Consider the following 12,571-nt stretch of genomic DNA (forward strand, 5'->3'; position numbering starts at 1 on the left):
GAGATAGACGCGGCCCGTTTCGCAGGCGCTTCAGTTGCACCGCGTTCGGCTACAGACGAAACGATGGCACGCCGGCGCTAGCGCACGACCTCGACCTCGGCGTGCAGGAGGTAGCCGACGCCGCGCTCCGTCCGGATGAGCTGGGGATGGCTCGGATCGGCCTCCAGCTTGCGTCGGAGCCGCAGGATCAGGACGTCGATGCTGCGGTCGAAGACCTCCTCGTCGTGCATCCGCGTCGCCGCGATCAGCTGTTCCCGGCTCAGGATCTGTTGCGGCGAGCGCAGGAAGGCGGTCAGGAGGTTGAACTCGCCGACCGTCAGCTTGACCAGCGTCTGATCGGGCGAGGTCAGTCGGCGCATGCGGACGCTGAGTTCGAAGCCGGCAAAGCGGTAGCGGATCCGCTGCTGGATCTCCCGGGAACGCCCGTCCGCCCTTTCGGACCGGCGCAGAACCGCCCGCGCGCGCGCCATCAGCTCCCGCAGGCTGAAGGGCTTGGTGACATAGTCGTCCGCCCCCAGTTCCAGCGCGACGACGCGGTCCGGCTCGTCGCGTCGCTGGCCCGTGATGATGATGACCGGCACCTGGCTGTCGGACGAGATGCCGCGCATCAGGTCGAGGCCGTTCTCCTTGGAGAGCTGCAGGTCGAGGATGATCAGATCGGCGGGTCGCGTGTTGAGCACGCGCTTCAGGGCCGCACCATCCGGCGCGGTGCTGACCTCGTAGCCGTGATTGTTGAAATAGGTGCCGATGAGATCGCGCATCGCGGGATCGTCGTCGACGACGAGAATATGCCGGCTGCTCATGACTGCGACCTCCTGCTGCGCGCCGCGTCCGACGGGCCGTTGGTTGCGATGGTGGGAATTTCGGAAGCCTCGCCCCGCAGCCGCCGCGACAGCGCCAGAGCGAGCGCTTCCATGCGCAACGGCTTCTCGAGCCTTTCGCCGCCGGCGTCGCTCTCGTCGCACTGGCCGGCACCCGAGCCGCGCTCGGCCAGGACGAGGACGGGCAGCTTCGCCTCGGAATGACGGAGGAAGTGCCGGAAATCATGCCCGCCGGCCCCGACGACCCCTTCGTCCAGGAGCACGAGGTCGAACCGGTCGCCGTTGCGGGCGAGGGCCTCCATGGCGCTCTGCGTCTGGCCGAAGCCGACGGCCTCGTAGCCCAGATGCGCCAGCATCTCCTCCAGGAGCATGCGCCGCTGCGCATCAGCGTCGACGACGAGGATGGCCTCGCCCCCGCCCCGCGGGATTTCGCGATCCAGCGCCGCGGCATCCTCCTCCTCGACAGGCAGGAGGTCGCTGCGGGGAAAATAGGCTTCGATCCGGCTGCCCTTGCCGAGCTCGCTGGCGGCGTTGATCATGCCCTTATGGGCCGTGACGATGCCGTGCACGGCCGAGAGGCCGAGACCCGTGCCCTCCCCGACCGTCTTCGTCGTGAAGAAGGGCTCGAACATTCGCCGGAGGGTCTCGGGGCTCATGCCGTGGCCGCTGTCGCGAACCGCGAGACGGACGTAGCGACCGGGTTGCAGCCGCCCGTGCGAGAGTTCGCGGCCGCGCACGATGCTGACCTCGTCGATCGCCACCTCGACGACACCCTCCCGTTCCATGGCATGCGCCGCATTGGCGCAGAGGTTCATCACCACCTGCTGAAGCTCGGCGGGATCGCCCAGGACGACCCCGTCGCGGTTGCCGAAGCGGGTTTTGATCTCGATCGTCTGGGGAAGCGACGCCCGCACCAGCTCGAGCGCCTCGATGACCGCCGGGACCGTGCGCATGGGGCGGTGACGGCTTTCGCGGCGGCGGCTGAAGGCCAGGATCTGGTCGGTGATCGTCTGGGCGCGCCTTCCGGCGCGGACGATCTGCTGGACCTGTCGGTGTGGCGTGCCGTCGGCATCCAGCTCCGCGAGAGCCAGCTCGCCATAGCCCAGGATCGCCCCCAGAATGTTGTTGTACTCATGCGCGATTCCGCCGGCCAGCGTACCGAGCGATTCCAGCCGCTGGGATTCCGCCAGGCGGGTCTCCAGAAAGGCCCGCTCCCGATCACCGCGGGCCCGTTGCAGCGCATTGGTGAAGATCTCGGCGGCGGTGCGCAGCAGGGCGACTTCGTCTGCCGGCCAAGACCGCTCGCGTGACAGGGTGGCCAGGCTGAGGTAGCCGAACTGCCGCTCCGCGTTCTGCAGCGGCAGGGCCAGCCACGACCGGTAGCCGAGACGCTCGAGCCGGTTGCGACAGGAGCCGATCGGCAAGGCGGAGACTTTGGCGACCGCGATCCCGCCATGCGGCTCGTCACTGCCTTGCCAGTCTGCGGCCAGCGCGAGAAGCGTTGTCTTGTCTCGGTCCTTCGGGTCGCCGGAGCGGGGCGCTTCGGTGGACACCTCGTCGCGGACGAGAACCCGGGCCTCGTCGAGGCCGGCCAGTTGGCCGAGAACGCTCAGCCCCGTCTCCATCTCCCGGCAGAGCTTGCTCAGATCGAGGTCGATGAAGCGCGTCGAGATCGCCGCGATGGCGGCCTCCAGGGCCAGCCGTTCGCGCAGGGTCGCGGCGTTCTGCTGCAGGCGCACAAACAGGTAGGCCACATAGGCACACAGGATCAGCGCCATGCCGTATAGGACGACGCGAAACAGCGCGGCGCGGCCCGATGCCGCCGCGTGGAGCTCGAGATAGCGCGCCTGGTAAAGCTGCACGAGGGTCGCGACGGGCACGCGCTGCAGATCCGCGCCGATCGCGTCGACGATGGGAAAAGTGTTGGCCAGCATCCGGCCGTGGATGATGAGCGCGCGAACCAGAGGGCCGCGAAAATCGGCGAGGAACGGGAAATGCAGCCGGTTCAGCGCCAGATTGAGCCGCGTCTGGTTCTCTTCGCTGGGCTCACGGGTGAAGCGGGCGGCGGCCCCGGCGACAGCGGTCAGTCGGCCATGCGCCTCGCCGTGCTTTCCCGGCAGGCTGTCCTTCACCATCTCCAGCGCGTCGCCGAAGATGATCTGCGAATTCTGCATCACGGCATTCGTGGACTTGAACCGTTCGACCAGATCCGCGGCGCGGTCCAGGGCCGTGCGCAGCTCGGCGGCGACGTTCGTCAGTTGCGGGTCCGTCCCGCGCAGGTCCTTCAGCAGCGTGTCCGAAGCCCGCCGCATCGCCTCGAGGCTGCGAACCAGCGGATCGTAGCTTCGCAGGATCGAACTGCGGGACTGCAGGACATCGCGCTGCAGCGATGCATTGCTGGTGTCGATCGACCGCAAGGCTTCCAGCGTTCTCTGATGCTCGGCATCGTTCGGGGTCATGCTGAGGACGAACAGGGTCGTCAGGATGGCGAGCATCCCGGCCGCGGCGCCAAAAAAAACCGACAAGCGGCTCATGGGATCTGGTTCGCTGGCGGGCGACCCGGTGGGGCGCCGCTCAGCGTCGTCAGAAATTTCACGATCAGCTGGACATCGCTGTCGGGGATGGGACGCCCCAGCTGGCTCGCTGCCATCTCGCCGACGGCCTCGGGCAGCGTCGCCGCGCGCCCGTCGTGAAAATAGGGCGCCGTCAAGGCCACGTTCCGCAGGCTGGGCACACGGAAGAGCTGCCGGTCCTCGGACCGCCCCGTCACGGTAAAGCGCCCGAGGTCCGCCGTCCGTGCCGCCCTGCTCGGCTTCCCCTCCGTCGGCGCCAGGCCGGGAGGAAAGAGGGGAAAGCGCTGCATCAGGTTTCCGCCGACATTTTCGCCCTGGTGGCAGGAGACGCAGCCATAGGACCTGAACAGGGCGTATCCCTCTTCTTCTTCCGGCGTGATCGCCCCCGTCTCGCCCCTGAGATAGCGGTCGAAACGGCCATCTTGCGTCGTCAGCGACCGCTGAAAGGCGCCCAGCGCCGCCAGGACCCCGTTCCGGTCCGGAGCCTCGCCGAAAAGTTCGCGGAAGCCTGCCGCATAGTCCAGATCGCGGCCGAGGGCGGAAAGGATCGACGGCCACGAACTGCCCATGACATGGGGATCCAAGAGGATGGCCTCGTTCTGGTCCTCCAGCGTCGCGAAGTTGCCCCGCCAGTTGTAGCGATAGTTCTTCCAGGCGTTGAAGATGCTGGGGACGTTGAAGAGAAGCTCTTCGCCATTGATGCCGACGCCCCTTCGCCTCCCATCTCCGCCGCCCGCTTCGAGCCGATGGCAGCTGGCACAGGAGAGGCTGGCCCCCGCCGAGAGACGCCGGTCTGAGAACAGCCTGGCGCCGAGCGCGACCAGCTCCGCCCTCGCCCCGGGGGCAGGCGAGAGGGGGCTGATCGGTTCCGGCCATTCGGAGCGGAGGCGCGCCACCACAGCGCTTCGCGCCCCAGCCGAGACCCCGAACCCATGGTCGCCGGCAAGCAGGAAGAACGGCAGCGACAGGAGGCCCACGACGCCCAGGAGCCACCCGAAAGCGTTGCGCATCCATCCCCTCATCGACGCAATGCCTTCGGCCGGCAGGACGACGGGTCAGCCGGACTGCAAGCGCGGGTCGCCGTTTGCAGCCGCAGTTCCAGCCGACTGACGATCCCGTCGGCGGGTGTTCCCGCGCAGAGCAAGGCAAGCCTCTCCGGTTGGCCTTGCAGGGGCAGCCACTGGACGTTGCCGCCAGGGCTGACCGTCTGGATGCGGACCAGCGGAGTCGGATCGCGCAGCAGCGCGGCCAGCAACGTGCCCGGTCCGTCCCGGTCGGAGCGGCGGTAGTCGAAGCCAGGCACCATCTGCTGATCGCGGCACGCCCGCATCAGGCTCTCGACGGTCGCGCCCGGCCCGGCCCAGGCTGTCCCGGATTCGCCGCTGACGTCGACGGCACAGGCCAGCGACAGGTCGGCGCAGAGCTCGGAGGCAAACGCTGCCTCCATCATCGCCTGGTCGACGGAGACGAGACCCATTTCGATCCCCACGTCGCTCTCTCTGGCCGCGCAGGATTGCGAGGACTGGTCCGGCCCATAGAGGCAGGTGGCCGACGCCACGGAATTGGCTGCGACACGGGCAAATTTGAGAATGTCCGGCAGGTCGCGGCAGCGACAGACGAGCCGCGGCAACCATTTCGCCTCACGCCATGCGGCGCCGGCACGCTTTTCATGATGCATCACGCTTCTCGACCTTCGAGGGAACCGGCTCCACCGGACTGGGAATGCCGGATGGAGGTCCGATCCCACCGATGAACACGACGCGGCGGCGGTGCCCAAACACCGCCACCGCGTCGCCAGGGTTCAGGCGGCATGCGCCGTGCGCAGAAGCTCGGCCGCCCGCTCGCCGATGATCGCGCAGGGCGCCTGGGTGTTGCCCGTCGTCACGCGCGGCATGACCGAGCCGTCCGCCACCCGCAGGCCGTCGATGCCGTAGACCCTGAGCGACGCATCGACCACCGACATCGCATCGCGCCCCATCTTGGCCGTGCAGGACTGGTGCCAGTAGGTGACGGCGGCATCGCGGATGTAGTCGTCGAGCGCCGCCCCTTTAAGGGGACCCGGCATGGCCTCGCCGCGAACGAAAGGCTTGAAGGCCTCGGCATTGCCGAGATCGCGGCAGAGCTCGACACAGGCGCGGGCGGCCGTCAGATCGGCGGGATCGCTCAGCATGTTGGCGTCGATCGCCAGCGGCGCCAGGGGATCGGCGCTCTGCAGGATCAGCCTGCCGCGGCTCGCCGGTCGCGCGAGCCCCGCAAACATCGTCCAGCCGTGCTCGGGAACGCCGCGCGCCGCGGTCCTCTCGCTCGGCACTGGGAATTCCACCTGGCAGAACAGGAGATCCGGTGCCTCGAGTTCGGGGCGGCTCTTCCAGTAGAGTTTTGCCTCGCTGCCGTTGTTGCGCGGGGCGATCGGCTCCTTGTATTCCCAGGTGCAGCCGAACGAGACGTGATCCTGCAGGTTCTGACCGACGCCCGGCAGATGCTGCACGACCGCGATGCCGTGACGCGTCAGTTCCGCCGCGTCGCCGATGCCCGAATGCATCAGCACCTTCGGCGACTGGATCGCGCCCAGCGACAGCACCACCTCGGCCCGCGCACGGACCGTGAAGGTCTCACCGTTGCGCAGGAGCTCGACGCCTGTCGCCCGTTTGCCCTCGATCACCACGCGCAGCACCGTCGTTCCGGTCAGCACCGTCAGGTTCGGCCGGTCGCGCCAGGGGTGGACATAGGCGCGGTACAGCGAATGCCGCCGCCCGTCGCGAACGAGCGTATCGGACAAAGCGGCACCGCCCGGCCCCTCCATCATCCGGCCGTTCGGGTTCTCGAAGGTCGGAATGCCCAGTTCGCCCGCCGCCTCCAGCATGGCATGCGCGATGGGGCTGGGATCGGCTGCCTGCTGCACCCAGACCGGCCCCGTGGTGCCGCGGTATTGCGGGTCCGGTTCCCCCTGCCAGTTTTCGATCCGGCGATAGATGTCGAGGACATTGTCGTAGCCCCAGGCGGCATCACCGGCTTCCGCGGCGAAAAAGTCCCAGTCGCTGCGGTGCCCGCGGGCCCAGACCATGACATTGATGCTGGAGCCGCCGCCGAGGCCCTTGCCCATCGACATCGACAGGGCGCGCCCGTTCAGATGCGGATTGGGCTGTGCCTGAAAGCCCCAGTCCCGCTCGCTGCCGAGATTGAGCGGCCAGGATGCGGGATCGAGAACGGCTTCGGCCTCGTCGCTATCGCCGGCTTCGACGAGGAGAACCGCCACGTCGGGATTTTCGGCCAGCCGCCTGGCGATCACCGAGCCGGAGGCGCCGGCGCCGCAGACGATGAAGTCGTAGGCGGGTTGCAGGGTGTCCGCGTCCTGGCGCCGGCGGGCGTCGTGATCGCCTTGCGCGTTTTCAGCCTGGGTCGTCATGGGGATTTCCTTGTTGGCAGCGAGCGCTCATGGCTCGCGTGAGGGCACCCCGATGCGGAGGGCGGGGGCCCTCGCTGAGGGGGCGACCGCACCGGACCGTCCGGGTTGCCGCTCAAATATCAATTCTATCATTTCTATCAATTCACGTCGAAGTTATCATTTCCGTTTCTTCTTGCAATTGAAACAAAGCGCCGTGCCCCGTACTGCTCATTCCATCGCCGCACAGCACAGCGCTCCCCGATTTCCGTAAGCGAAGCCCATGATCGACAAGGACATTCTGACGACGGCCGACACGGCCACGCTGCTCGGCGTGTCCGTGCGCACGGCCCAGCTCCTGATCGAGGGGGGCTCGGTCCCCTCGTGGAAAACGCCGGGCGGGCACCGCCGCGTCTATCGGTCGGATGTCGAGGCGTTGATCGAGGGCCCTGCAACGGCCCCCTCTTCGGTCCTGGTGGTGGTCATCGCCGCAGCGGAACGGCTCGGGCTTTATGATCGGCTGTTTTCCGCCATCCCCGAATGCAGCGTCGAAGGCTTCGCCGACCCCTTTGCCGCGCTGTTGGCCATCGGCTCGCTGCGGCCCTTCGCGGTCGTCGTCGATCTCGAGGACGGCGATCCGTCGCGGCAGGCGCTGCTCCCGAGCCTGATGGCCGTTCCCGCTCTTCGTCGCATCCTGACCGTCGGCACCACCCCCCCGCCGGACGGCGAACACCGGGCGACCCATGTCGGCACCCCCGACGCAGCGGCCGCCGGGCTGCGCATGGTCCTCGCCGACGCCGGCGGAAGCGCCATCCCCCCCGTCGACGCGACCTTTCCGATCGCGCTCAACGAGCGGCAACGGCTGGTGGCCCTCGAACGCTCCGGCCTCGTCGACACCGCGCCCGAGGCGGCTTTCGACCGGCTCGCCTGGCTGGCCGCCGAGACCCTCGAAACGCCGGTCGCGCTGGTCACGCTGCTGACGCCGACGCGGCAGTGGTTCAAGTCGCGCGTCGGGCTCGACTTCACGGAGACGCCGCGGAGCTGGTCGTTCTGCAACCACACGATCCTGCAGAAGGGCATCTTCGCGATCCCCGATCTCTCGCTCGACCCGCGCTTCGCCGCCAATCCCGCCGTCGTCGGCGCCCAGGGTTTCCGCTTCTATGCCGGGGCTGCCGTTCGCGACGACGAGGGCTTTGCCGTGGGGTCGCTGTGCGTCATCGACACCAAGCCGCGCGTGCTGGAAGAGACGCAGGAGAAAACCCTCCAGGCGCTCGCGGGGCTCGCCTCGGACCAGTTTCGGCTGCGCGCCGCCGAGCGCCAGTTGCGTGAGGCGCGCCGGCCGCGGAACGGACCATCGGCCGCCGGCGGTCCGGCACGCCGATCAGGCGCGCCGGGGACGCGGCGGGGAAACGGCGAGGACCGGCCTGCGGGAGACTGAGCGACCGAGTCCTGCGTCTACTGCGACGTTCCGCCCGCCGCGGAAGAGGCCGTTCCGGACTGGCTGCTGGGCGACACTTTTCGGGCCGCCTCGTCGATCACGTCGGCGACCACTTTCGCCTGGGTCTTGAAGACGGCGTGGCTGGCCGGCACTTCGGTGATGTCAGCGCCCATGCGCTTCGCCATGGCCTGCAGCATCTTCTGGTCGAAGGCCTTGTCATCGGTGGCGATCACGGCCCAGCTCGGCTTCTCGCGCCATGCTGCGTGCTCGAGCTTGGTGCCGAACGCCGACATCTTGATCGGCACCTGCGAGTCCCGCATGAAGGCGGCGTCCGCATCGCTGGTGTCCGCGGCGAACGCGGCCTTGAAATTGTCCGGCTTGATGATCCCGAAGCCGTCGGCATGGGTCTCGATGACGAATTCCGGCGGGGTGGTAAAACCGTCGTATTGCTGGGCCGTGGTCTCGCCTGCATCGGGCGACAGGGCGGAGACGTAGACGAGGCCCGCGACCTTTTCGTCGACGCCCGCCTCGGTGATGACGGTGCCGCCCCAGCTGTGTCCGACGAGAATGGCCGGACCGTCCTGGCGATCCAGGGCCCGCTTCGTCGCCGCGACGTCGTCGGCCAGCGAGGTCAGCGGATTCTGGACGATGGTCACGCGATAACCGCGCCCCGTCAGATCGTCGTAGACGCCGCGCCAGCCCGATCCGTCGGCGAAGGCGCCGTGGACCAGCACGACGTTCTTCACCGGGGGCGGCGATGCATCCTGCGCCCGGACCTCGGCGGTGGCGGCAAGGCCGACCGCCGCGAGGGCCGCCATCACGGAAATTCCTGTCCTGCTCATGCTTGCTCTCCTCGGTCCAGACGCCCGGATCATTCCCGGCATGAGGATGGTTCTGTCAGTCGTGCCGCAGGAGGGTCGGACGCCGTCTGTGCCCCGCCGAGAGGCGCCGGCCCATTCCGGATCAACCCCTTTGCGACCGAATTGCGCTTTCGCCTTCGACCGCAGCGCGCCGCCCCTCTGGTGTCAGCAACCGGACGCACGCGCGTTGCGCTGCCTTCGGCGTCCCCTGCCGGCAAAAGCCGACCGGTCGCCCAAAGGCCCCGCTTGCGCGATCTGGTGAATATTTCCGTGCTGCTGTGGTAGACGACTGTCAATTTGCTCAGGCAGGCTTCGTTGACCGCACTGGAGGCACCTGTCTATGCGGAAACTGACGGCATGATTAGCTGCCGGGGGAGCAACGCTTCGTTTCCCTTGCGAAACAGCGAGCCCACCGATGGACGATGCCAACGACTATGTCGCGCTGCACGCCGTGCTGATGCATGGCGGCTTCTCCGCCGCGGCCCGCCAGCTCGGTCTGCCGAAGGGAACGCTCAGCAAGCGGGTGACGCGGCTGGAGGAGCGCCTCGGCGTTCGGCTGCTGGAGCGATCAACCCGCGATGTCCGGGCGACCGAAGTGGGGCGACAGGTCTTCGAGCAGGCGCAGTTCATCGTCGCGGGATTGGCGGCGGCCGCAGCCGTTGCCGCCTCCGCCCAGGCCGAGCCGAACGGCGTTCTCCGGCTCGGCAGTCCGCAGGGGCTGATTCACGGCATGCTGGCCGAGATCCTGCCTGGGTTCCTGAAAGCACATCCGAAGATCTGCCTGCATCTGGAGGAGCTGAACCGGCCCGCCGATCTCGTCCGGGACCGGATCGATCTGGCGCTTCGTGCCCGCTACGAGGTGGAGGCCGATGCGAACCTCGTGGTCCGGCGGCTCGCCCGCGAGTCCGGCGTCCTTGCCGCTGCGCCCGCCTTCCTCGCTGCCCTCGACGCACCGCCTGGGATCGAGGATCTCGGCCGTCTTCCGACGCTGATGATGGCCCATGAGACGACATGGAACCTCGTCGATCGGTCGGGCGGGCGCCGGCAGATCGAGCTGACGCCCCGTCTCGTCTCCCCCAATCTGGAGATGCTGACGGCCGCGGTCGAAGCAGGACTGGGCATCGGCCTCTTGCCCCAGCACGCCTGCCGCGCCGGCTTCCTGTCCGGGAGCCTCAGCCACGTCCTGCCGGAATGGAGCACGGCTGAGGGCACGATCTACGCGGTCTTTTCCTCCCGCCGCGGCCTCACCCCCGCCATCAGGTCCCTCATCGACTATCTCGCCGAAACGATCCCGCGGACGACATCTCCCCTGTGAGGGTCCTGGCCGGCGATGCCGCCGCCCTGCCCGTCCACTTTGGTCATGCCGCCACGCCGCGGTGGCATCTTTATCGGGAAGCCAAGTTAGTGGCAGACGACCAACGATGATCGGCGTCGCCGTCTTTTCTCAAGCAAAGCCGTTCGACCCAGCCGAGCCTTGACGCGTCCATATGGTTCGTTTGAGTTTGCACCGGCGGTGGCATGAAGGGCTGGATGGGCGCGAAGCAGCCAAAATTTATCGAGATACCACTAAGCATTACGACGTCGAGCTTTGCTTAAGGCTTGCATGTCGCGGAGGACTTCGCCGAACGCCGCCTGCCCTGCCGTCTCAGGCCGGCCGGCCACCCGTCCCGCCGGACCGCTCTTCCGCGGCCGTGCCCGCTGAGGGGCCGCCGCTTTCCCGGGCCAGCCGCAAGCCTTCGCCCGGCAGGAACAGGACGCCGCCGCGATGGAAGGCGCGGATCAGCGACCCGTGAATTGCCGCGCGGATCAGAAGGCGGCCGGACTCGAGCGCGACGATGTCCGAGACGGGGATTTCGGCCTCGCGGGAAAGGCGGCCGATCGACCAGTTGGACAGGGCCCGGGCCGCGCGGCACTGGGCGGCCGTGATGCTGCGGGTGGTCGCTGGGGCGTGGGGCGTCGTGACTGGATCCATTTAAAACTCCGTCTTGAGCGTGCGGACCCGGACGCGCCTTGCCGACGGCCCGGGGGGACGGTGCCGGTGCTAGAACAGGTCGAGCGTGAAGCGCTTCGACAGGCCGAGACCGAAGGTGAACTGGTTCTCGTCCCCGGCCTTCACGATCGGCGAGTCCGCGACATCGCCGACGAGCTGGCTGTAGGAGGCGTCAGCGTTGAGGAACCAGTCGGGCCGAAACTCGTAGCGCGCCGATCCGTTGACGCCGACGCTCTTGATGCCGCCCTTCGGATCATAGGGATCGAGTCGGAAGCCGGTATTGGCCGATTGCGCGGCGGTCACGCCGAAATAGGTCTCGGTGTATTTCTCGCCCGCGAACGTGGCGAAGGGGCCGGCCTTCAGCTCGAGCTCCGGGGTCGGACGGAGGATCAGGTTGGCACCGGCCTCGCCGACAATGTCCTCGACGCCGCCGAAGGCGTAGCGGGCCTCGCCGTAGATCTCGGCAAATTCCCATTCGTAGCCGAGCTTGATGCCGACCTCGTAGGTCGCGTCGACGTCGCCAAGCCCCTTCAGGGCATCGAAATCCTCCGCCTTGCGTTCGCCGATCATGTTGAAGGAAGGGCTGATATCGAGGCCGCCCGTCTCCGGCCCGGTGCTGCCGATCTCGAACAGGCCGGGAATGTTGAGGTAGCCGAAGCCGATGATCGGAGAGGGCGAGACCTCGTATTTATCCGAGCCCTCGTATTTCGGCGAGATCATGCCGCCGGCGCCGATCTCGAAGACCAGATCGACGCCGGCATACCGATCCGTCACGGCGGGCGCTTCGGGAGGTAACGTTTCGTCGTCGCCGACGTCGGCGGCGAAGGTGCTGCCGGAAATCGACAGGAAGGCGGTGGTGGCGAGCAGATAAGAGCGAGGGGTCATGGTGTCTCCAGGATTTGCGAACACGTGCGGGGTAGAGGGAGAGGGGTGGCCGGGCATGGCGTCGGCAGGAAGCGCGCCACCGTGGCCCGGTCGCGGTCGAGTTCGGCGGCGAAGAGCGTGCGCGGGGCGGCCTCCTCGTGCCGGACGACCGGGATGACGATCGCGTAGGCGCCGAGGGCGAAGATGCCGGCGACGGTCGGGCTTCCCGTCTGCGTCCCGAGGCCGGCGGCGGCGATGACGGCGAAGAGGTGGAGGGAATTGCGGTTGAGCGAATACGGACCGGCGGTGACCGGTTGGCGCGCCTTGCGTCCGCCGATGTCGAGTGGGCTCGAGGCCCGCCCGAAAATGCCCGCGACGATCAGGAAAAGTGCCGCCGCTTCCAGCCCCTCGCGGTACCAGCGTCCCTCCGGCGCCCATCCCGTGGTGAAGAGCAGCAGCGGCACCAGGGCGGCCGGACGGCTCTGTTTCTTGCGTCGCCGTTGCAAGGCGTCGAGGCTACCGTGCGTCGTCGTCATGTCCGCCATCTCGGTCCCACCAAATGGAGGACCGGTCGTGGATGCCGTCCTCTGGCAGGATCGATAGCTCTCGCCGCGGGCGCGGTGGGCGCATTTTGATGTTGTTT

Annotated in this window: 11 protein-coding genes; 2 read left to right on the top strand and 9 right to left on the bottom strand. The window is 67.9% G+C overall.

Annotated features, from left to right (window positions below; genetic code table 11):
• Positions 1–77 precede the first annotated feature (77 nt).
• From IEX88_RS20725 to IEX88_RS20745, 5 genes are all read right to left on the bottom strand, one after another.
• Positions 78–803 carry a response regulator gene (locus IEX88_RS20725; protein ID WP_188854387.1) on the bottom strand — a complete coding sequence of 242 codons (726 nt, stop codon included), beginning with the start codon at positions 801–803 and terminating at the stop codon, positions 78–80.
• Positions 800–3,355 (bottom strand): two-component system VirA-like sensor kinase, encoded by a 2,556-nt coding sequence (locus IEX88_RS20730; protein ID WP_188854388.1) that lies wholly within the window; start codon positions 3,353–3,355, stop codon positions 800–802. Before IEX88_RS20730 ends, IEX88_RS20725 begins: the two co-directional genes overlap by 4 nt.
• Positions 3,352–4,404, bottom strand: a complete 1,053-nt coding sequence (locus IEX88_RS20735) for a cytochrome-c peroxidase (RefSeq protein ID WP_188854389.1) — start codon at positions 4,402–4,404, stop codon at positions 3,352–3,354. Before IEX88_RS20735 ends, IEX88_RS20730 begins: the two co-directional genes overlap by 4 nt.
• A gap of 8 nt (positions 4,405–4,412) precedes the next feature.
• The gene (locus IEX88_RS20740; RefSeq protein ID WP_188854390.1) at positions 4,413–5,072 is read right to left on the bottom strand and encodes a hypothetical protein; all 660 of its coding nucleotides are present in this window, start codon (positions 5,070–5,072) and stop codon (positions 4,413–4,415) included.
• Between the two features lie 123 nt (positions 5,073–5,195).
• Positions 5,196–6,800, bottom strand: a complete 1,605-nt coding sequence (locus IEX88_RS20745; RefSeq protein ID WP_188854391.1) for a GMC family oxidoreductase — start codon at positions 6,798–6,800, stop codon at positions 5,196–5,198.
• A gap of 259 nt (positions 6,801–7,059) precedes the next feature.
• Between IEX88_RS20745 and IEX88_RS20750 the strand changes: the two genes are divergently transcribed.
• Complete coding sequence (locus IEX88_RS20750) at positions 7,060–8,214, top strand: GAF domain-containing protein (protein ID WP_188854392.1); 1,155 nt, start codon at positions 7,060–7,062, stop codon at positions 8,212–8,214.
• A 17-nt stretch (positions 8,215–8,231) separates the two neighbouring features.
• Here IEX88_RS20750 and IEX88_RS20755 read toward each other — a convergent pair whose 3' ends face one another.
• Positions 8,232–9,056, bottom strand: coding sequence for an alpha/beta fold hydrolase (locus IEX88_RS20755; protein WP_188854393.1), 825 nt, complete (start codon positions 9,054–9,056; stop codon positions 8,232–8,234).
• Between the two features lie 433 nt (positions 9,057–9,489).
• Here IEX88_RS20755 and IEX88_RS20760 point away from each other — a divergent pair, with 433 nt between their 5' ends.
• Positions 9,490–10,389 carry a LysR family transcriptional regulator gene (locus IEX88_RS20760; RefSeq protein WP_188854394.1) on the top strand — a complete coding sequence of 300 codons (900 nt, stop codon included), beginning with the start codon at positions 9,490–9,492 and terminating at the stop codon, positions 10,387–10,389.
• 330 nt (positions 10,390–10,719) lie between these two features.
• Here the strand turns inward: IEX88_RS20760 and IEX88_RS20765 are convergent, their stop codons facing one another.
• From IEX88_RS20765 to IEX88_RS20775, 3 genes are all read right to left on the bottom strand, one after another.
• Positions 10,720–11,046 (bottom strand): hypothetical protein, encoded by a 327-nt coding sequence (locus tag IEX88_RS20765; protein WP_188854395.1) that lies wholly within the window; start codon positions 11,044–11,046, stop codon positions 10,720–10,722.
• Positions 11,047–11,115: 69 nt separating this feature from the next.
• Positions 11,116–11,949 (bottom strand): MipA/OmpV family protein, encoded by an 834-nt coding sequence (locus tag IEX88_RS20770; protein WP_188854396.1) that lies wholly within the window; start codon positions 11,947–11,949, stop codon positions 11,116–11,118.
• A complete protein-coding gene (locus IEX88_RS20775) occupies positions 11,946–12,464 on the bottom strand; it encodes an isoprenylcysteine carboxylmethyltransferase family protein (RefSeq protein ID WP_188854397.1) in 519 nt (172 codons plus the stop codon). The genes IEX88_RS20770 and IEX88_RS20775 overlap by 4 nt, the downstream gene beginning before the upstream one ends.
• Between the last annotated feature and the right edge of the window lie 107 nt (positions 12,465–12,571).

Origin of the sequence: Aureimonas glaciei, from assembly GCF_014643375.1 — a bacterium.
Lineage (GTDB): Bacteria > Pseudomonadota > Alphaproteobacteria > Rhizobiales > Rhizobiaceae > Plantimonas > Plantimonas glaciei.